This is a genomic window from Streptomyces sp. NPDC048417 (genome assembly GCF_040651615.1).
Lineage (GTDB): Bacteria > Actinomycetota > Actinomycetes > Streptomycetales > Streptomycetaceae > Streptomyces.
Genome location: NZ_JBEZKI010000068.1, coordinates 1 through 18,925, shown reverse-complemented (window position 1 = coordinate 18,925; position 18,925 = coordinate 1). Strand labels below are relative to the sequence as shown.

At 70.6% G+C, this 18,925-nt stretch carries 17 protein-coding genes and 1 pseudogene; 8 read left to right on the top strand and 10 right to left on the bottom strand.

Annotated features, from left to right (window positions below):
* Window positions 1-180: 180 nt before the first annotated feature.
* Genes AB0D59_RS50420 through AB0D59_RS50400 form a run of 5 tightly spaced genes read right to left on the bottom strand, consistent with a single transcriptional unit; the run spans window position 181 to window position 5,863 of the window.
* Complete coding sequence (locus AB0D59_RS50420; RefSeq protein ID WP_362579731.1) at window positions 181-1,491, bottom strand: DUF58 domain-containing protein; 1,311 nt, start codon at window positions 1,489-1,491, stop codon at window positions 181-183.
* Entirely contained in the window at window positions 1,491-2,480 is a 990-nt protein-coding gene (locus tag AB0D59_RS50415) for a MoxR family ATPase (RefSeq protein WP_362579734.1), read from the bottom strand. Before AB0D59_RS50415 ends, AB0D59_RS50420 begins: the two co-directional genes overlap by 1 nt.
* A complete protein-coding gene (locus AB0D59_RS50410) occupies window positions 2,480-3,676 on the bottom strand; it encodes a DUF4350 domain-containing protein (RefSeq protein WP_362579728.1) in 1,197 nt (398 codons plus the stop codon). The genes AB0D59_RS50415 and AB0D59_RS50410 overlap by 1 nt, the downstream gene beginning before the upstream one ends.
* Window positions 3,673-4,458, bottom strand: a complete 786-nt coding sequence (locus tag AB0D59_RS50405; RefSeq protein WP_362579725.1) for a DUF4129 domain-containing protein — start codon at window positions 4,456-4,458, stop codon at window positions 3,673-3,675. The genes AB0D59_RS50410 and AB0D59_RS50405 overlap by 4 nt, the downstream gene beginning before the upstream one ends.
* A gap of 4 nt (window positions 4,459-4,462) precedes the next feature.
* Window positions 4,463-5,863 carry a hypothetical protein gene (locus AB0D59_RS50400; protein WP_362579722.1) on the bottom strand — a complete coding sequence of 467 codons (1,401 nt, stop codon included), beginning with the start codon at window positions 5,861-5,863 and terminating at the stop codon, window positions 4,463-4,465.
* A 140-nt stretch (window positions 5,864-6,003) separates the two neighbouring features.
* Here AB0D59_RS50400 and mtnA point away from each other — a divergent pair, with 140 nt between their 5' ends.
* The gene (gene mtnA / locus AB0D59_RS50395) at window positions 6,004-7,146 is read left to right on the top strand and encodes an S-methyl-5-thioribose-1-phosphate isomerase (protein WP_362579720.1); all 1,143 of its coding nucleotides are present in this window, start codon (window positions 6,004-6,006) and stop codon (window positions 7,144-7,146) included.
* 87 nt (window positions 7,147-7,233) lie between these two features.
* Here mtnA and AB0D59_RS50390 read toward each other — a convergent pair whose 3' ends face one another.
* Entirely contained in the window at window positions 7,234-7,620 is a 387-nt protein-coding gene (locus AB0D59_RS50390; RefSeq protein WP_362579718.1) for a tyrosine-type recombinase/integrase, read from the bottom strand.
* The gene (locus AB0D59_RS50385; RefSeq protein WP_362579717.1) at window positions 7,610-7,999 is read right to left on the bottom strand and encodes a hypothetical protein; all 390 of its coding nucleotides are present in this window, start codon (window positions 7,997-7,999) and stop codon (window positions 7,610-7,612) included. The genes AB0D59_RS50390 and AB0D59_RS50385 overlap by 11 nt, the downstream gene beginning before the upstream one ends.
* Before the next feature lie 60 nt (window positions 8,000-8,059).
* On the opposite strand from AB0D59_RS50385, the pseudogene AB0D59_RS50380 reads away from it, so the two are divergent.
* Window positions 8,060-8,263, top strand: a pseudogene (locus AB0D59_RS50380) (UTRA domain-containing protein); the annotation flags it as partial.
* Here AB0D59_RS50380 and AB0D59_RS50375 read toward each other — a convergent pair.
* Both AB0D59_RS50375 and AB0D59_RS50370 read right to left on the bottom strand, forming a co-directional pair.
* Complete coding sequence (locus AB0D59_RS50375) at window positions 8,264-8,881, bottom strand: nuclease-related domain-containing protein (protein ID WP_362579715.1); 618 nt, start codon at window positions 8,879-8,881, stop codon at window positions 8,264-8,266.
* 253 nt (window positions 8,882-9,134) lie between these two features.
* Window positions 9,135-9,524: a hypothetical protein gene (locus AB0D59_RS50370; protein WP_362579712.1), complete on the bottom strand. Its 390-nt coding sequence runs from the start codon at window positions 9,522-9,524 to the stop codon at window positions 9,135-9,137.
* Window positions 9,525-9,775: 251 nt separating this feature from the next.
* Between AB0D59_RS50370 and mtrA the strand changes: the two genes are divergently transcribed.
* From mtrA to AB0D59_RS50340, 6 genes are all read left to right on the top strand, one after another.
* Window positions 9,776-10,465 carry a two-component system response regulator MtrA gene (mtrA, locus tag AB0D59_RS50365; protein WP_187284748.1) on the top strand — a complete coding sequence of 230 codons (690 nt, stop codon included), beginning with the start codon at window positions 9,776-9,778 and terminating at the stop codon, window positions 10,463-10,465.
* Between the two features lies 1 nt (window position 10,466).
* On the top strand, window positions 10,467-12,491 hold the full coding sequence (gene mtrB / locus AB0D59_RS50360; protein ID WP_362579709.1) for an MtrAB system histidine kinase MtrB: 2,025 nt from the start codon (window positions 10,467-10,469) through the stop codon (window positions 12,489-12,491).
* Between the two features lie 73 nt (window positions 12,492-12,564).
* Window positions 12,565-14,355 (top strand): LpqB family beta-propeller domain-containing protein, encoded by a 1,791-nt coding sequence (locus AB0D59_RS50355; RefSeq protein WP_362579706.1) that lies wholly within the window; start codon window positions 12,565-12,567, stop codon window positions 14,353-14,355.
* 269 nt (window positions 14,356-14,624) lie between these two features.
* Window positions 14,625-15,617: a ComF family protein gene (locus tag AB0D59_RS50350; RefSeq protein WP_362579703.1), complete on the top strand. Its 993-nt coding sequence runs from the start codon at window positions 14,625-14,627 to the stop codon at window positions 15,615-15,617.
* Window positions 15,618-15,899: 282 nt separating this feature from the next.
* The gene (gene raiA, locus AB0D59_RS50345) at window positions 15,900-16,625 is read left to right on the top strand and encodes a ribosome-associated translation inhibitor RaiA (protein WP_362579700.1); all 726 of its coding nucleotides are present in this window, start codon (window positions 15,900-15,902) and stop codon (window positions 16,623-16,625) included.
* A 206-nt stretch (window positions 16,626-16,831) separates the two neighbouring features.
* A complete protein-coding gene (locus tag AB0D59_RS50340) occupies window positions 16,832-17,578 on the top strand; it encodes a response regulator transcription factor (protein WP_351701511.1) in 747 nt (248 codons plus the stop codon).
* A gap of 15 nt (window positions 17,579-17,593) precedes the next feature.
* Here the strand turns inward: AB0D59_RS50340 and AB0D59_RS50335 are convergent, their stop codons facing one another.
* Window positions 17,594-18,811 carry a crosslink repair DNA glycosylase YcaQ family protein gene (locus AB0D59_RS50335; protein WP_362579697.1) on the bottom strand — a complete coding sequence of 406 codons (1,218 nt, stop codon included), beginning with the start codon at window positions 18,809-18,811 and terminating at the stop codon, window positions 17,594-17,596.
* Window positions 18,812-18,925: the final 114 nt, after the last annotated feature.

The window sequence follows — 18,925 nt, the reverse complement described above, 5'->3', positions numbered from 1 at the left end:
GGAAGCTAAGCCTTACAGCGCCGATGGTACTGCAGGGGGGACCCTGTGGGAGAGTAGGACACCGCCGAACAAATTTTAGGAAAGGCCCACGCCGTGACGGCGTGGGCCTTTCTGCATTTACGGGTGTTTTTGGATTCGCGGAGAAATTGGCAGGCCCATCGTCGGGCCTGCCACGGAGTTTCAGAGCCGGCCCGCCGCTTTCAAGGCCAGATATGCGTCGGCCAATGCGGGAGCGAGATCTTCAGGCGTCGCGTCCACAACCGTCACACCGTGCCGACGGAGTTGTTCTGCCGTGCGGTCCCGTTCGTTCTGCGCCTGCGCTGCTGCCGCCGCCTCGTACACCGCGTCGGCGTTTCCGCGTGCCGTCGCCATGCGGGCGACACGCGGGTCGGCCACCGAAGCGAGCAGGACCGTGTGGCGTTGTGTCAGTTGGGAGAGAACGGGAAGCAGGCCCTGTTCGACCGGTGCCGCGTCCAGCGTCGTCAGAAGGACGATCAGGGAACGGCGTGGAGCCGTACGGAGCGCCGTTGCCGTGAGTCCGCGCGCGTCCGTCTCGACGAGCTCGGGCTCCAGCATGGCCATCGCGTTGACCAGGGACGGGAGAACATCGCCGGCGGCGCGGCCCTGGACGAGGGCGCGGACTCGTCGGTCGTAGGCGAGGAGATCCACGCGGTCGCCCGCGCGTGAGGCGAGGGCGGCGAGGAGGAGTGCCGCGTCCATCGAGGCGTCCAGGCGTGGGGCGTCGCCGACGCGGCCGGCGGAGGTGCGGCCGGTGTCGAGGACCAGGAGGATGTGGCGGTCGCGTTCGGGACGCCAGGTCCGTACGGCGACCGCCGACTGGCGGGCCGTGGCGCGCCAGTCGATGGAGCGGGTGTCGTCGCCGGGGACGTACTCGCGCAGGCTGTCGAATTCGGTGCCCTCGCCGCGGGTCAGGACGCTGGTGCGGCCGTCGAGTTCACGCAATCGTGCGAGTTTCGACGGCAGGTGCTTGCGGCTGGTGAACGGGGGCAGAACCCGTACGGTCCAGGGCACTTTGTGACCTCCCTGGCGGGAGAACAGGCCGAGGGGGCCGTAGGAGCGGATCGTGACGCGGTCTGCGTGCCGGTCGCCGCGACGGGTGGGACGCAGGCGGGTCGTCACGCGTCGGCGTTCGCCCGGCGGCACGGTGAGACGGTGGCGTGAAGCGTCGATCTCCGTGCCGGGCTGCCAGCTGCTCGGCGGCCAGCCGTCCCTGAGCCGGGCCCGGAGGGTGCGTCCGGACGGGTTGGTCACGGTCAGGGTGACGTCGGCGGTCTCGCCGAGCCGCGCGGATGTGTCACCGGAGCGGTTCAGCACGAGCCGTCGTACCGGAGCGGCCAGAGCGAAGTCGCAGGCGCAGGCCAGGGCGAGCGGACCGTTGACCGCGAGGATGCCCGTCCAGCTGGGTTCCCAGATGCCGATGGGGATCGATCCGATTGCCGCGAGGAGGGCGGCGCGTCCGGTGAGGGGCATCAGCGGGGGACCGGGACGTGAGCGAGGATCGCGTTGATGACGGAGTCGGCCGTCACGCCCTCCATCTCGGCCTCCGGGCGGAGCTGGACGCGGTGGCGGAGGGTGGGCAGGGCGAGGGCCTTGACGTCGTCGGGGATGACGTAGTCGCGGCCGGTCAGCCAGGCCCATGCGCGCGAGGTGGCCAGGAGGGCAGTGGCGCCGCGTGGGGAGACGCCGAGGGTGAGAGACGGCGACTCGCGGGTGGCGCGGCAGATGTCCACCACGTAGGCGGTGATCTCGGGGGAGACAGCCGTCTTGGCGACCGCGGTCCGGGCGGCCTCGAGGTCGGCGGGGCCGGTCACGGGGCGTACGCCGGCGGCGCGCAGGTCGCGCGGGTTGAAGCCCTCGGCGTGGCGGGTGAGTACGTCGATCTCGTCCTGGCGCGAGGGGAGAGGGATCGTCAGCTTGAGGAGGAAGCGGTCGAGTTGGGCTTCGGGGAGAGGGTATGTGCCCTCGTACTCGACCGGGTTCTGGGTCGCGGCGACCAGGAACGGGTCGGGGAGCGGGCGCGGTGTGCCGTCGACCGTGACCTGGCGTTCCTCCATGGCTTCGAGGAGGGCCGACTGGGTCTTGGGCGGGGTGCGGTTGATCTCGTCCGCGAGGAGGAGGTTGGTGAAGACCGGGCCGGGCTGGAAGGAGAACTCGGCGGTGCGGGTGTCGTAGACGAGGGAGCCCGTGATGTCGCTCGGCATGAGGTCCGGGGTGAACTGGACGCGCTTGGTGTCCAGTTCGAGAGCGGAGGCGAGGGCGCGGACGAGCAACGTTTTGGCGACCCCGGGGACTCCTTCAAGTAGCACGTGTCCGCGGCAGAGGAGAGCGACGACGAGGCCGGTCACGGCGGGGTCCTGGCCGACCACGGCTTTGGCGATCTCCGCGCGCAGGGCCTCCAGGGAGGCCCTGGCGTCGGCCGGGTTCCCGGTGTTCCCGGCGTTGTCAGTGGTCGGGTCCATCATGGACGGCGTACCTCTCTTTCGAGGGCGTCGAGTTGGTCGGTGAGGGCGATGAGGGCCGCGTCGTCGCCGGGCGGCGGTCCGAAGAGCAGGGAGTGCAGGGCCTGGCCGTCACCTCGGAGGTGGGCGGACAACGCGGGGAGCAGGGCCTCGGGCGCGTGCGCCTGGGAGACGGGGACGCCGACGAGGGGGGCGAGGCGGGTGCGAGCGGTGGAGCGAAGAGCGGCGGCCGCGCGGTCGCGGGCGTTGGCCTTGCGGTAGAGGCGGGCGCGGCCTTCGACGGTTTCGGAGGCGCGGATCGCCACGGGGAGTTTCTCGGGCACCAGGGGGCCGAGTCGGCGTGCCCGCCAGAAGGCGGCGAGGGCCGCGGCGAAGAAGAGCTGGAGTGTGCCCCAGAGCCAGCCGGAGGGGAGCAGGTCGAAAAAGGATTTCTGGTCGCCCGTGCCGGAGGCCGAGGCGTCGGAGAGCGAGGGGAGGTACCAGACCAGATGGGGGCGGGAGCCGAGGAGTTGGAGGGCGAGCGAGGCGTTGCCCTGTTCGTCGAGCCGGTCGTTGAGCAGGATGTAGGGCGCGCCGAGGACGATGGTGTCGCCGCTTCCGGAGGCTGCGGGGACGCGGATCAGGGTGGCCAGGCGTTGGCTGGGGTAGCAGGAGTCGGCGTCGAGGTGGGTGGTGGTGTAGCGGATGCCACCGGTGTCGGCGCTGCCCGCGCGGCGGGCCTCGGCCAGGCTGCAGCGGGGTTCGAGCGTGGGGTTCAGGCTGGTGGCGGGGTCGGCGGTGACGCCGGGGGCGAGCCGTTCGACGGACGTGTTGCCGGCGGCGACCAGGACCGTGCGGCCGCCCGATCCGGCCGTCGACACCCGCAGCTGGGACTGCTGACCAGGGGTGAGCAGGTCGGGGACGGCAACGAGCAGGGTGGTGTCGCGGCCGGCCGCGGCCCGGGCCTCGGCCAGGGTGGTGACCACGCGGGTGGACACGCCCCGGTCGGCGAGGAGTTCGGCGACGGCGCGGCTGCCGTAGGGGTCGGCGGAGCGCGGGTCGAGGTCGCCGTGCCTGCTGTCGGAGCGGACGACGGCGATGGCGACGGCACCGGCCAGGAGGAGGACCGCGGCGAGGACGATGCCTCGGGTCCGGGTCCACACCTGGCGGGTGGTGGGCGCGGTGGAGGTGGGCGGAAGGGCTACGCCGGTGGTCATTCGGCGGCCCCCTGGCGGGTGTTGTGGGTCGTGCTCGGGGTACTGCTGGCGAGTATCGGCTTGGTGCGTTCCAGGTCGCGGTCGAGTTCGGCGATGCGCTCGTACGACGCCTGGGTCGCCCTGCGGCCGCCGTACGTCACGTCGTCGAAGTCCCGGGCGGCGGCGCGCAGCCGGTCCGTGTGGGCGGGCAGGACGCGGCCGGCTTCGGCGGCGGCCTCGTCGGCGGTCCGGCCCGGGCGGACGTCGAGCAGGGCGCGTTCCTCCAGGGCGCGGACGACGGCACGCATGCGTTCCTGGAGGGCCTGGTTCCAGTGGCCCTGGGCGGCGTGCGCCTCCGCGGCCGCGCGGTGTTCGGCGGCACTGCGAGGGCGGTCGTCGAACAGGGCGGGGGCGGAGGCGGGCTGGCGGCGCGGGGTGCCCAGGCGCCACCACAGGGCGCCCAGGACGGCGATGACGGCCAGGACCACGACGACGAGGCCCAGCGTGCCTCCGGGCGTCGCGGACGCGGCGGCGGAGAGCATGCGGTCGACCCAGTCCAGGAAGGCGTTCAGGGCGCGCTGGAACAGCCCGGGGTCGTTCTCGTGGTACATCCGCTTGGACAGCTCATGCCGTGCCGCCTCCCGTGCGGGGTCGCGCGGGATCGTCACGGGCGGTTCGTCGCCCGAGCCGGCCAGCGACAGCAGGGCCGTCTCCCGGGCCCATAGCAGGCCGCGTACGGCCTCGTCGGCGGCGCGCGGCAGGGCTGCGGGCACCGCTGTGAGAACTCCCCCCGCCGGACTCACCGCATCAGCTCCCCGGGACGGTGCCGGGGGTTCCGGTGCCGTAGCTCTCGACACCGGCGGCGCGGGCCAGTTCGAGGTCGAGGGCCTCGCGGCGAATGCGCTGGTCGATGTAGAGGAGCACGGTGACGCCCGCGTTGATCGGGAAGGTGAGCATGGAGCCGATCACCGAGCCGATGCCGCTGATGATGAGGAACGTCCAGCCGACGTTGGCGTTGGTGCTCTCGAGGAAGCCGGAGAAGCCGTCGCCGCTGAGGATGGCGGCGCCTACGGCGAAGGGGATGACGGCGATCGAGGAGACGATGTTGGCGATGATCGTCGCCAGGATCTGGATGCCGAAGACCCGCCACCAGGAGCCGCGGACAAGCTTGGCGGAGCGGCCCAGCGACCTCGTGATGCCCTGCTTCTCCAGCATCAGGGCGGGGGAGGCCAGGGAGAAGCGGATCATCAGCCACAGGGTGACGACGACGCCCGCGAGGATGCCCACGATGAGCAGCGCGGCGATGGCGCCGCCGGGGCCGCCGGCGATCGCGACGACGATGCCGGGCAGCGCGCCGACGAGCAGGACGCCGACCGCGATGAGTCCCAGCAGGACGATGAGGCCGAACAGCTTGACGACCTGCGGGCGGGCGTCGCGCCAGGCCTCGCCGGTGGTCACGGACCTGCCGAGCACGGCGCGGCTGGTGACGGTGGTCAGCAGGGCCGTCGCGATGATGGTGCCGATGAGCGAGATCAGCAGGACGGCGCCCGAGCTGGCCATGACCTCGCCCGCGGCGCGGGACACCTCGCTGAGAGAGGCACCCGGGTCGTTGAGGGTGTCGGTGGTCTCGGTGTCGTTCAGGACGAGGCCCTGGAGGAGGATCACCGCGACCTGGGTGACGACGGCGACCGTCAGCGAGATGCCGAGGACCGTGCGCCAGTAGGTGCGCATGGTGGAGACGGCGCCGTCGAGGATCTCGCCGACGCCGAGCGGGCGCAGCGGGATCACGCCGGGCTTGGCGGCGGGCGGGGGGCCACCCCAGCCGCCGCCCCAGGCTCCGTACCCGCCAGGCGGCCCGTATCCGCCGGGCGGCCCGTATCCGCCCGGGCCGTAACCGCCGGGTCCACCGGGGCCGCCGTAGCCTCCGTAACCGCCGCCGGGGGGCTGGCCGCCCCAGCCGGGGCCGGGGGGTGGGGGCGGCGGTGCCTGGCCCGGTGCCGGGGCGCCCGTGGGCGCGGACCACTGGCCGGGCGGTGGCTGCTCCTTGGACCACTTCGAGCCGGAGCCCTGTGGGTCCGTACCCGGCTGATCGGTGGGCTGCTCGGCAGAGCCTGCGGGGACGGGGCGGTCGGCAGGGGCGGACGCGCCGGGTTCCCGCCCGTCGGACGGGGCGGATCCGGGCGAGGCCCAGCCCGGAGTGTCGTTCATCGAAGCTCCTTCACGGTGCCCGTCCGCGGTCGCGGTGGCAGGTTGGCTGCCATCGTGCCATGGGGTGGTCACCCAGTGACCTGCCGCGGTACAGGCTCCGCACCTTCAATTGTCCGCCGGATACGGGGCAGACTGACGGCATGGCTGATCAGTACGCGCAAACCGGCGAGGACAAGCGGCCGACGGGAATGCCCGTGATCCGGTGGGAGGAGCCGCCCGAAGGTCCCGTGGTGGTCCTTCTTGACCAGACCAGACTGCCGGCCGAGGAGGTCGAGCTGGTGTGCACGGACGCGTCGGCGCTGGTGGAGGCGATTCGGACGCTCGCTGTGCGCGGGGCGCCGCTGCTCGGGATAGCGGGGGCGTACGGCGTCGCGCTCGCCGCCGTGCGGGGTTTCGACGTGGACGAGGCCGCGGTGGCGCTGGCGGGCGCCCGGCCCACGGCCGTGAATCTTTCCGTCGGGGTGCGCAGGGCCGCTTCGGCGTACCGGTCGGCTCTGGCCAAGAGTGGTGACACCGGGGCGGCGGCCGTGGCGGCGCTGGTCGCGGCGCGGGCGCTGCACCGGGAGGATGCCGAGGCCAGCGCCAGGATGGCCGGGCACGGGCTGGCGCTCCTGGACGAGTTGCTGCCGGGCGGAGGGCACCGGATCCTCACCCACTGCAACACCGGTTCGCTGGTGTCGGGAGGGGAGGGAACGGCGTTCGCGGTGGCCCTCCAGGCACATCGGGCGGGACGGCTCAGGCGGCTCTGGGTGGACGAAACGCGTCCGTTGCTGCAAGGGGCTCGCCTGACGGCATACGAGGCGGCTCGCAGCGGCATGGCGTACACCCTGCTCACCGACAACGCGGCCGGGTCGCTGTTCGCGGCGGGGGAGGTGGACGCGGTACTGATCGGGGCGGACCGGATCGCGGCCGACGGTTCGGTGGCGAACAAGGTGGGGAGCTATCCGCTCGCGGTGCTCGCGCGGTATCACCATGTGCCGTTCATCGTGGTGGCGCCGGTGACGACGGTGGATCCGGAGACGCCGGACGGGGCGTCCATCGAGGTCGAACAGCGCCCGGGATATGAGGTGACCGAGGTCACAGCACCGCAGGTGCCGGTGACGGGAGCGGGGGGCGGCATTCCGGTGGCACCCCTGGGAACCCAGGCGTACAACCCGGCGTTCGACGTGACGCCGCCCGAGTTGGTGACGGCGATCGTCACCGAGGAAGGTGTCGTTTCGCCCGTGACGGCTGAGGCTCTTGCCGAGCTGTGTGCCAGGTCACGCCAGGTAACGATTAGCTAATGGGATGATGTCGGCTCGACGGACGGCAACGGCCCCTCCACCTGCGGCGATTCGCAGGCCAAGGGGCCGTGACATCCAACGATGACATCAACGAGTGTCGGAAGTCGGCTGTGAGGCTTCCAGCTCCCGGATTCGAGCCGGCTGCCGAAGCAGACGATCGAGCTGACCCACCGCAGCGATGACGTCCGGGGCCAGCGCCTCAGCGTAGAGGTCCATGGTCGTGGCGATCCGGCTGTGTCGCAGGACCGCCTTGACGATCCTCGGGTGCACCTTGAGGTGGACCAGGAGCGTCCCGCAGGACATCCGCAGCCCCTTGGGGTTCATCTTGCCCAGCCCCTCAGCCCTGATCACCCGCTGCATGGTCAGGTACAGGTTCGAGGCCAACAGCGGATGCCCCGTCCGCGAGATGAACACGTGCCCGTCGGGATCCTCGTACCAGGACTGTCCCGCAGTCAGCGCACCTTCACGCAGCATGGCCGTACGCATCCGGGTCCACCGCAGAGGCGCGATGCACTGCGCCGCTATCGGTGGTCGCCCGGATGTGCACGAGCTTGGCCACGTTCTGGGTCGGGCCGATGTCCTCCACCATGGCGGCCGGTGAGCGCCGCTTAGAGGACCCGAAGAGCCTGCCGAGCGGTGTCTCGGTCCCCTTCTCCTCCGCGAGTCGCTGCATGAGCCCGCGTATCTCCGGAACGCCCAGCTTCACCATGACCTTGGAGCCCAGGCGCCCGCGCAGATGATTGCGCACGCCTTGCTCGTAGGTCTCATAGCTGCGCTTCCGGTCGCACTCGTCGAAGTCCTTGCCGTACGCGAACTTCCGCTTGACCGTGCCGTCCGCCTGAGGGACGTACACCGCTGCCTGGCGGCCGACACCGCGAACCGATCGCTCGAAGTGGACCAGGCACGTGCTTGCGGCTACATGCCTGTGCACTTCCGTGAGGAGATCCGCTCGCGCATGCCCTCGAAGGATGAGGCGGCGCAGGTGGGCATGTTCTCCGGCACGCCGGTCATCCTGATCTGCCGGACCGCGTTCGCGGACGAAGGGCGCCCGGTAGAGATCAACGAAATGACCTTGGATGCAGCCTCCTACATCCTGGAGTACGACTTCGACGCGTGATCAGCCGGACCAGGTGCGTGCATCCCGCGCCACGGCAAAGATGCGGGCCACCTGGTCGGGCGTGAGCGTTGGTGAGAGACCTGACAGGGTGCGATCAAGGTGTCCAACCTCTAGAACGAGCACCGGGGGATTCGCTTTCTTGACCGTCAGCTTCGTCGCGTGCACGACGGAGATCACGGGGCGTACGGGTACGTCGACACCACAGCAGCGGGAAAGCACCCGCGACACGCGGTTGGCTTCGGACTGGCTGATCGCGATGTGACGGGTCGCCGCTCCGTTGACTGTGACGGCGGTGTCGCCGTACCAAACGGCTTTGCCTCGGTGCCGCTTCGAGTTGATGGCGAAGACGCCGGCGGCGCAGATGGCAAGGTGGTCGATGTCTGCGCCACTTGGCCACTGGATTGCATGGAGGGTGAACCAACCGTGGCGTTTGAGCTTGTTCAGCTTCCTGGCGGTGACAAGTTCCCCGGTCAGTCCGTCCGACCAACTGCGGATCTCTGAGCCGGGCACCCATCGCTTGACCAGCCTCAGCACGGGGTGTGGCTGAAGCTCTTGGATCTTCCTTCGCACTGCGTCGCCCGGCCGGTTCTGCGCCAAGTCACCCACGACCTGCTGCACCCTGCCCCTCATGCCTGGGTCTTCGCTGCCAGATCACCACGGAGGCTTGACCAGCACCAAGACCGGTACCGGCCATGAGTTTTTAGAGGTTTCTCTACCTCATCAAGCCGGCTGCGCTCCGCTCCGCCGGGCGCGCTCCCGGCTCCGCTCCGGGCGCCGCTCCTGCCTTCGGCCCGCTCCGCCCGCGCTGCGCCGACGCGCGCCCACGAGGGTGCGGGGTGGGAGCCGGGGGGATTCATGGTGAGGGAGGTCTTCAGCCTCCCGTCATGACAGGAACGATCACCGCTGCGATAGCCGAAAGCAGACCTCCCACGGCTAGGACGGCGTTGAACTTCTCTTTCGCCGTCGGGAAGACCGCTCGACTGAAGTCCCCGGCCTTGCTGCGCAGAACGATCATCTTGAGCTTCTGCCAACGATGCTGGCGGTTACGGCACCCCATCAGGATGCCGTAAGCGTTGTTGCGGCAGTAGGTCTTCCCGTCTCGGTTGACCGCTCCGCACCAGACCGGCACCTGGAAGGAGGCGTAGACCGAGACCGCGACCGACAGAGCGACAACGACTGGTAGTGACCACTGCTGGCTCCACGCCACGATGAGAGCCGCAACCGCTATGTATCCCCAGTACAGACGCACCGCTTTCCCCATGGATGCGGAGAGTAGGGGGCATATGCGCGAAAGCGGCAGAGCTGATCGAGCCATGCTCAGAGCGTGCCTCTGCCCAGGCCATCGCGCTTGGCCGCTCGGTATCCTCGGCACACCCGTCGTGCACGTGAGCTGACATCCGTCCCTGACATCGACGTCGACGGACGGGGGCAGACAGTGACGGCCCCCTGCGACTATGGTCACTGGCCGGTGAGCCTGGTCACCTGCGCAACCTTCACTGTTATGAGAATGGGATGATGTCGTTTATGAAGGGACGAGTCCTTGTCGTCGACGACGACACCGCACTGGCCGAGATGCTCGGCATTGTGTTGCGTGGTGAAGGTTTTGAGCCGTCTTTCGTAGCCGACGGCGACAAGGCGCTGGCCGCTTTCCGGGAGAGCAAGCCCGATCTGGTGCTGCTGGATCTGATGCTGCCCGGCCGGGACGGCATCGAGGTGTGCCGCCTGATCAGGGCAGAGTCCGGGGTGCCGATCGTGATGCTCACGGCGAAGAGCGACACCGTCGATGTGGTCGTGGGCCTGGAGTCGGGCGCGGACGACTACATCGTGAAGCCGTTCAAGCCGAAGGAGCTGGTCGCCCGGATCCGGGCCCGGCTGCGCAGGTCGGAGGAGCCGGCGCCGGAGCAGCTCGCCATAGGTGACCTGGTCATCGACGTGGCCGGGCACTCGGTGAAGCGGGACGGGCAGTCGATCGCGCTGACCCCGCTGGAGTTCGACCTGCTGGTCGCGCTCGCCCGCAAGCCGTGGCAGGTGTTCACGCGGGAGGTGCTCCTGGAGCAGGTCTGGGGCTACCGGCACGCGGCGGACACCCGTCTCGTCAACGTTCACGTCCAGCGGCTGCGCTCCAAGGTCGAGAAGGACCCGGAGCGGCCGGAGATCGTGGTGACCGTCCGTGGTGTCGGATACAAGGCCGGACCGAGCTGACATGTCCGGGGACAGTGCCGCTTCGGCCCCCGGCCGGTCCGGGGACCGTCCGGGGCGGCCTGTCGGCGGCAAGAGGCCCGGTTCGCGCTGGGCGCTGCTCTTCGAGGGCGGGCTGCTGCAGGGCGGGGTCCAGGGCAGCCCGGTGCTGCGGCTGTTCATGCGCTGGGTGCGCCGGCCGCTGCTGCCGGTCATGCGGCTGTGGCGGCGCAACATCCAGCTCAAGGTCGTCGCCACGACCCTGCTGATGTCGCTGGGCGTCGTTCTGCTGCTCGGATTCGTCGTCATCGGGCAGGTGCGCAACGGCCTGCTGGACGCCAAGGTGAAGGCCTCGCAGAGCCAGGCCACCGGCGGTTTCGCGGTGGCCAAGCAGAAGGCCGACGAGGCCGCGGCCGGTACCGGTGACACCGCCGCGTCGGCGGACGGACGGCAGCCGCAGAACCTCACCCCGTGGATGAGCGACCTTGTCGAGTCCCTCTCCAGCGGTGGCCAGGGCGCCTTCGACGTGGTGACGCTGCCCGCGGGCGACAACAGCGGCGGCGGGCGCGGTCCGCGTGCCTCCGGCCAGGTCGACCCGACGTCCAGCGTGCCCGACGACCTGCGTACGCGGATCAACGGCAGCATGACCGCCGCGCAGAGTTACACGCGGATCGTCTACAAGGACAGCGACAAGGAGTCGCAGCCGGCCCTGGTCATCGGCAAGCAGGTCAACGACCCGAACGGCGACCCGTACGAGCTGTACTACCTCTTCCCGCTCACCCAGGAGGAGAAGTCCCTCAGCCTGGTCAAGGGCACGCTCGCGACCGCCGGGCTCTTCGTCGTCGTACTGCTCGGGGCCATCGCCTGGCTGGTGGTGCGGCAGGTCGTCACACCCGTGCGGATGGCGGCCGGGATCGCCGAGCGGCTGTCCGCCGGGCGGCTCCAGGAGCGGATGAAGGTCACCGGCGAGGACGACATCGCGCGGCTCGGCGAGGCTTTCAACAAGATGGCGCAGAACCTTCAGCTGAAGATCCAGCAGCTGGAGGACCTGTCGCGGATGCAGCGCCGGTTCGTGTCGGACGTGTCGCACGAGCTGCGTACGCCGTTGACGACCGTGCGGATGGCAGCCGACGTCATCCACGAGGCGCGCGAGGACTTCGACCCGGTGACCGCGCGGTCCGCGGAGCTTCTCGCTGACCAGCTGGACCGGTTCGAGTCGCTGCTCGCTGACCTGCTGGAGATCAGCCGCTTCGACGCGGGCGCGGCGGCGCTGGAGGCGGAGCCGATAGACCTCAGAGAGGTCGTACGCCGGGTCGTCAGTGGAGCCGCGCCGCTCGCGGAGCGCAAGGGCACGCACATACGCGTGCTCGGCGACCTGCAGCCCGTGGTCGCCGAGGCGGACGCCCGGCGGGTGGAGCGGGTACTGCGCAACCTGGTCGTCAACGCCGTGGAGCACGGCGAGGGCAAGGACGTGGTCGTCAAGCTGGCCTCGGCCGGCGGGGCGGTCGCGATCGCGGTGCGCGACTACGGCGTCGGGCTCAAGCCCGGCGAGGCGACCCGGGTCTTCAGCCGCTTCTGGCGGGCGGACCCGGCACGCGCGCGTACCACCGGCGGTACGGGCCTGGGGCTGTCGATCGCCCTGGAGGACGCGCGGCTGCACGGCGGCTGGCTGCAGGCGTGGGGGGAGCCGGGCGGCGGTTCGCAGTTCCGGCTGACGCTGCCGCGGACCGCTGACGAGCCGCTGCGGGGCTCGCCGATACCCCTGGAACCCAAGGACTCCCGGCGTAGCCGGGGGCTCAACGACGCCGGTCTGCCGAACGGCGGCGCGGACAAGCGGGCCACCGTGCCGGTGCAGTCCGGCGGCGCACAGGGGGCGGCGCTCGCTCCCATGGCGCAGCGGATGGCCACCGTGGCCCCCACCGCGGACCCGACCGCGCTGCCCGGCAACGGCGCGCGCGTGGTGCCCAGGCCCAGTGGGGGCGCACGGCGCCAGGAGGGCACGCCCGGGACCGGCCCGGCGGACGACGGGAGCGTCGGTGGGCCGGAATAGTCGAACAAGCCAGGGGAGGCATTTCGTGGTCGCTGACCGCGAGGGGAGCGCGCGGCCCAGACCGGTGCGCGCTATGGCGTACGCCGCCTGCGGGGCCGTGTTGCTGGCGGGCTGTGCCTCCATGCCGGACAGCGGCGATCTGCGGGATGTCGAGTCCACGCCACGGCAGGACACGCAGGTGCGGGTTTTCGCCATGCCGCCACAGCAGGACGCCTCCTCCACCGAGATCGTCCAGGGCTTCCTGGAGGCTCTGACCAGCGACGATCCGCGCTATGACACGGCGCGCAAGTATCTGACCTCGACCGCCGCGAAGAACTGGCGGCCGGAGTCGCAGGCCACGGTGCTGGCGAACGGGCCGAGTATCCAGACCGACCCGCGCCCGGCCGGCCGGGAGGGCACGTACGGCATCACCTACTCGCTCCAGGGCAGCCGGGTGGCCACCGTCGACGCGCAGCAGGCGTACACACCCGCCGACGGGATGTACCAGAGGACGGTGCATCTGACGAAGGACGCCAAGAGCGGGCAGTGGCGGATCGACTCGCTGCCGCAGGGTGTGGTGATGGGCAAGTCCGACTTCCAGCGCAACTACACGTCCGTCAACAAGTACTACTTCGCCTCCGGCACCTCGGCGGGAGAGACCGGGCAGCCGGTGGCGGTCGCCGACCCCGTCTTCGTGCGCAGCTCGGTGGATCCGACGACCCAACTGGTGCGTTCGCTGCTCAAAGGCCCCACCAGCTGGCTCGGCCCGGTGGTCCGTTCGAGCTTCCCGACGGGTACGGCGCTGAAGAAGGGTGTGGCCGGGCTGGCACCGGACGACCAGAACGGCCTCACCGTGCCGTTGAACGTCAAGGCGTCCCGGATCGGCTCGGCCAAGTGCATCGAGATGGCGACGCAGTTGCTGTTCACGCTGCGGAACCTGACGCCCACCCTGGACGCGGTCACGCTGCAGTCCGTCAACGGCGGCCGGATGTGCGACGTCGGCGAGGAACAGGCTGAGGAAACCGCTTGGCGCCCCTCCGCCAAGCGGCCCGACTACCTGTACTTCCTCGACGCCAAGCACCGGCTGGTGCGGATGACGACCGGCGGTACCGGCACCAGCGCGGTCGCCGTGCCGGGCCCGTTCGGCGCGGGTACCAAGTCGCTGCGGTCGGTGGCGGTCGCCCGCGACGAGCGGACCGCTGCCGGGGTCACCGGCGACGGCAAGTCGCTGTACGTCACCTCGCTCGCGTCGGACGGTTCGCTGGGCGACGCCGTGCTGACCAGCCACGGGGCGACCGAGGCCGACCGGTTGACGGCACCGAGCTGGGACGCCCGGGGTGACCTGTGGGTGGCCGACCGGGGACCCGGCAAGTCGCAGCTGTACATGCTGGCGCAGGGCGTCGGCCAGCCGCTGGCCGTGCAGATCCCCGAGCTGAACGGCCGTATCGAGGACGTGCGGGTCGCCGCCGACGGGGTGCGGATCGCGCTCGTCGTGGAGAAGGGCGGCAAGCAGTCGTTGCTCGTGGGGCGGATCGAGCGCACCAAGTCCGATGACCAGCAGGAGGTTTCGGTCCTCGAACTGCGTTCCGCCACCCCCGGCTCCGAGGAGGTCACCGCGATGTCCTGGGCCGGGGACAGCCGGCTCGTGGTGGTCGGGCGCGAGCAGGGCGGAGTGCAGCAGACGCGGTACGTCCAGGTCGACGGCTCCACGCCGGACGGGCCGGCGCCCGCCGCCCTCACGGGTGTCCTGGCGATCGCCGCGTCCGAGGACGACGGGGTGCCGCTGGTGGCCGACTCGCAGGACGACGGGATCGTCCGGCTGCCGTCCGGGGATCAGTGGCAGAAGGTGGTCAAGGACGGTTCGGTGCCGGTCTATCCGGGCTGAGCGCGGAGAACGGCGTGAGGGCGGCCGTCCCGGTCCGGCGCGGAGCCGACGGGACGGCTGCCTTGTTCGGGTGGGGCGCCCGTTGTCCGTGCAGTCGGGACGATTTTGTGCGGAGCCCCCGGGGCTGTGTGCCCAGGGCGACCGTTCTCGGGTGGACCACCGGTCTCCTCACCCGTGCGGGTGACGCGTTGCGCGTGTCCCATGGAGTTGTCCACAGGCCGTTGTCCACAGGGGTGGCCGATGTGGCCGGGCATTGGCACAGTGGGCACATGCGGGGGTGGTGGCAGGACCTCACCGACCTGGTGCTCCCGGCCGAGTGCGGAGGCTGTGGGACGCCTCGCACGGTGCTCTGTGCCGAGTGCCGTGCCGCCCTGAGCGGGGCCGTACCGCGCCGGGTGCGACCGGTGCCGGAGCCGCCCGGGCTACCGGCGGTGCACGCGGCGGCGCCTTACGCGGACGAGGTACGGGCGGCTCTCCTCGCCCACAAGGAACGGGGCGCGCTGGCACTCGCCGGGGCCCTGGGCGCGGCCCTGGCGGGAGCGGTGCGGGTCGGGCTCCGGGAGAGCCGGACGACCCGGACGGCTCGGACGGCCCGGACCGTGAGGATCGTGGCGTCCTGGACCGACGACGCGACGCGCGAGGCCGGCCGCGACACCGGTGGCGTGATGACCGGGCCCGGTGACGGGAGCTGGGACGGGAGCGCCGGTGCCCGGGTCGGCGGGCCCCTGCTTCTCGTGCCGGTGCCTTCCGCACCGTGGGCCGTGCGGGCGCGCGGGCACGATCCGGTGCGCCGGATCGCCCTCGCGGCGGCCACGGAGCTGCGGCGCGCCGGGGCTCCGGCCCGGGTGGCCCCGGTGCTGCGGCAGCGGCGGGCCGTGGCCGACCAGTCGGGGCTCAACTCCCGGCAGCGCCTGGCGAACATCGACGGCGCGCTGGAGGTGACGGCGGGCGGTGCCCGGCTGCTCGCGGGCAGCCGCGTCATCCTCGTCGACGACCTCGTCACGACCGGCGCCACCCTCGCGGAGGCGGCGCGTGCGGTACGGGAGGCGACCGAGTCCGGAGGGGGAGGAAAGGAGACAACGGCCGTGTATCGGCGCGCGGCTTGGGAAGGTAGGGAGGAACGGATCGCCGGACCGAGAGAAGAGCGGGCGAAGTGGACACGGGACGCACCGGGAATGGCCGAGGAGAACGCTCCCACGTGGCTGATCCGTGCGGCTGTGGTCGCGGCGGCACCAGATTCTTTCGAAATGAACCGGAACTGACTGTGAACGCTCATCGTTGCAGGTAGTGACCGGGCCAATTCGCCTGAATGGAGGTACGCATCAGTAGAGGGTGACGACATCCGTCCGGGCGAGATATGTTCGGTGTGAGGGAGAAAGCCGCAGGCCATGCCTCCCGTATCCGAATGCCGTGCCGCGAGTTTTCCGTAATCATCGCGGTGCTGGGGTGCAGATCTTGCCCATGGGGGAGGAGGAGGTGAAGTCGCCGAGTCCGAGGCTCCGGGGTTCACCGGAGTCGGGTGCAAAAAGGGAGATGCTCCGCCAGTGGCGCGGAGCGCTCCGGGAACGGAGTTCTGCGTGGACATCGTCGTCAAGGGCCGCAAGACCGAGGTGCCCGAGCGGTTCCGCAAGCACGTGGCCGAGAAGCTGAAGCTGGAGAAGATCCAGAAGCTCGACGGCAAGGTGATCAGCCTCGACGTCGAGGTGTCCAAGGAGCCCAACCCCCGTCAGGCCGACCGTTGCGACCGAGTGGAGATCACGCTCCGCTCCCGCGGTCCGGTGATCCGGGCGGAGGCAGCGGCCAACGACCCGTACGCGGCACTCGACCTGGCGGCGGAGAAGCTGGACGCGCGGCTGCGCAAGCAGCACGACAAGCGGTTCTCGCGCCGCGGCGCGCAGCGGATCTCGGCTGCCGAGGTCCCCGACCACGTCCCGGACGCAGCCACGCTCAACGGGAACGGCAGCCCCGTCCAGGAGGAAGAGCCCGACGGTGTGCCCACCAAGAAGATGGGCTCCCTGGAGGTCAAGGGCGAAGGCCCCCTCGTCGTCCGCGAGAAGACCCACGTCGCCTCCCCGATGAGCCTCGACCAGGCCCTCTACGAGATGGAACTGGTCGGACACGACTTCTACCTGTTCGTCGACTCCGAGACCAAGGAGCCGAGTGTCGTCTACCGGCGGCACGCGTACGACTACGGTGTCATCCACCTCAGCACGGACCCGATGGTTGCCCAGGCGCAACCCCCGGCGGCGGGAGGCACACTGGGCGGCTGACCCGCCCGCCCGGTAGCTGGACCTGTGCCCCTGGAAGCGTGTGTGCGCCCCCGGGGGCACCGGTGCGCGACCACTTCGCGCCCCGCTCCGTCACCGCGTTGTCGCCCGGGCATGGAATCATGGCCGCAACGGTCCAACCAGTGGGCCGCTGCCTTGGGTTGGCGATGGCACAGCACCACAGGCCACAGCCTTCAGGGGGAGGAACGATGGCGGACAGCTTCGGACCGATGCAGGACGACGCCGACGGCGGCGTCGTCGGGCTGGGCCCGGACGCGGGAGGCACCTCGCGCAAGGAACCGATCAGAGTCCTTGTCGTGGACGATCACGCCCTTTTCCGCCGCGGCCTGGAGATCGTGCTCGCCGCCGAGGAGGACATCCAGGTCGTAGGGGAGGCGGGTGACGGCGCCGAGGCCGTCGACAAGGCCGCCGACCTGCTGCCGGACATCGTGCTGATGGACGTCCGGATGCCCAAACGCGGCGGTATCGAGGCCTGCACCTCCATCAAGGAGGTCGCACCCAGCGCGAAGATCATCATGCTGACGATCAGCGACGAAGAGGCCGATCTCTACGACGCGATCAAGGCGGGCGCGACCGGATATCTCCTCAAGGAGATCTCGACCGACGAGGTGGCCACCGCCATTCGCGCGGTGGCCGACGGGCAGTCGCAGATCAGCCCGTCCATGGCGTCGAAACTCCTCACCGAGTTCAAGTCGATGATCCAGCGCACCGACGAACGCCGGTTGGTGCCGGCGCCACGGCTCACCGACCGTGAACTCGAAGTGCTCAAACTCGTCGCCACGGGCATGAACAACCGCGATATCGCGAAGGAGTTGTTCATCTCCGAGAACACCGTGAAGAACCATGTGCGCAACATCCTGGAGAAGCTGCAGCTGCACTCCAGGATGGAGGCGGTGGTCTACGCGATGCGGGAGAAGATCCTGGAGATCCGCTGAGGCCGCCGACGCCGGTCAGCGCAGCGCGTCCGTCAGCGCGCGGGTGACTTCCCGGACGAGCGGTTCGCGCAGTTCCGGGGCGTCCACCCGCTCCACCCGGACCGTCGTGCAGTTCACCCAGCTCGCCGCCTCGACGAGCGCCTCCGCCACCGCCGGAACCGCCTTCAGGCCGTCCAGCGTGACCTGGCGCGCCACCAGGACGCCGCCCCCCTCACGCGCCGGGTCCACCCGGCCCACCAGACGGCCGCCGGCCAGCACCGGCATCGCGTAGTAGCCGTACACCCGCTTCGGCTTCGGGACGTACGCCTCCAGGCGGTGGGTGAAGCCGAAGATCCGCTCGCTGCGCGCCCGGTCCCAGATCAGGGAGTCGAAGGGGGAGAGCAGGGTCGTACGGTGCCGGCCGCGCGGAGGCGTGGCCAGGGCCGCCGGGTCCGCCCAGGCGGCCTTGGACCAGCCCTCCACCTCCACCGGGACCAGGCCCGAGTCGGCGATCACCGCGTCGACCTGCTCCCCCTTGAGCCGGTGGTAGTCGGCGATGTCCGCGCGCGTGCCGACGCCCAGCGACTGCCCGGCCAGCCGGACCAGGCGGCGCAGGCACTCGGTGTCGTCCAGGTCGTCGTGCAGCAGCGTGGCCGGGACCGCGCGCTCGGCGAGGTCGTACACCCGCTTCCAGCCGCGTCGCTGGACGCACACCACCTCGCCGTACATCAGCGCGCGCTCCACGGCGACCTTGGTGCCGGACCAGTCCCACCACTCGCTGGTCTTCTTCGCGCCGCCCAACTCCGTGGCGGTCAGCGGCCCTTCGGTGCGCAGCTGCTTGATGACCTGGTCGTAGGCGCCGTCGGGGAGGTCGTGGCTCCAGTGCGGGCGGTCGCGGTAAGCGCGGCGGCGGAAGGCGAAGTGCGGCCACTCCTCGATGGGCAGGATGCAGGCGGCGTGCGACCAGTACTCGAACGCGTGGGGTCGTGCCGGAGGCGCGCCGGAAGATCCTGTCGTCCAGTAGGCGTCGTCGACCGTCTTGCGGCCGACGGCGCCGAGGCGGGCGTACGGGATGAGCTCGTGGGAGCGGGCGAGGACCGAGATGGTGTCGAGTTGGACCGCGCCGAGGTGGCGGAGCACGCCCCGGACGCCCGAGCGGCGGTCGGGGGCGCCGAGGAAGCCCTGTGCCCTCAGGGCGATACGGCGGGCTTCGTCCGCCGAGAGGGCGGCGGTGGGGCGCGGGAGGGTCGTCATGGCTCGGACGATAGAGGGTGGCACTGACATTGATGCTGATACTCAGGTTCCGGTGGTCGTGGCTCGGGCACTGACTGACGCCCTGCTGGGCTGTCTTCCGGCTGTTCTGTCCGG

Excerpts from the sequence above, each read along its gene's own strand:
- AB0D59_RS50420 (WP_362579731.1), bottom strand. The coding sequence starts at position 1,491 with ATGCCCCTCACCGGACGCGCCGCCCTCCTCGCGGCAATCGGATCGATC.
- AB0D59_RS50415 (WP_362579734.1), bottom strand. The coding sequence starts at position 2,480 with ATGGACCCGACCACTGACAACGCCGGGAACACCGGGAACCCGGCCGAC.
- AB0D59_RS50410 (WP_362579728.1), bottom strand. The coding sequence starts at position 3,676 with ATGACCACCGGCGTAGCCCTTCCGCCCACCTCCACCGCGCCCACCACC.
- AB0D59_RS50400 (WP_362579722.1), bottom strand. The coding sequence starts at position 5,863 with ATGAACGACACTCCGGGCTGGGCCTCGCCCGGATCCGCCCCGTCCGAC.
- mtnA (WP_362579720.1), top strand. The coding sequence starts at position 6,004 with ATGGCTGATCAGTACGCGCAAACCGGCGAGGACAAGCGGCCGACGGGA.
- AB0D59_RS50390 (WP_362579718.1), bottom strand. The coding sequence starts at position 7,620 with ATGCTGCGTGAAGGTGCGCTGACTGCGGGACAGTCCTGGTACGAGGAT.
- AB0D59_RS50370 (WP_362579712.1), bottom strand. The coding sequence starts at position 9,524 with ATGGGGAAAGCGGTGCGTCTGTACTGGGGATACATAGCGGTTGCGGCT.
- mtrA (WP_187284748.1), top strand. The coding sequence starts at position 9,776 with ATGATGTCGTTTATGAAGGGACGAGTCCTTGTCGTCGACGACGACACC.
- mtrB (WP_362579709.1), top strand. The coding sequence starts at position 10,467 with ATGTCCGGGGACAGTGCCGCTTCGGCCCCCGGCCGGTCCGGGGACCGT.
- AB0D59_RS50355 (WP_362579706.1), top strand. The coding sequence starts at position 12,565 with ATGGCGTACGCCGCCTGCGGGGCCGTGTTGCTGGCGGGCTGTGCCTCC.
- AB0D59_RS50350 (WP_362579703.1), top strand. The coding sequence starts at position 14,625 with ATGCGGGGGTGGTGGCAGGACCTCACCGACCTGGTGCTCCCGGCCGAG.
- AB0D59_RS50340 (WP_351701511.1), top strand. The coding sequence starts at position 16,832 with ATGGCGGACAGCTTCGGACCGATGCAGGACGACGCCGACGGCGGCGTC.
- AB0D59_RS50335 (WP_362579697.1), bottom strand. The coding sequence starts at position 18,811 with ATGACGACCCTCCCGCGCCCCACCGCCGCCCTCTCGGCGGACGAAGCC.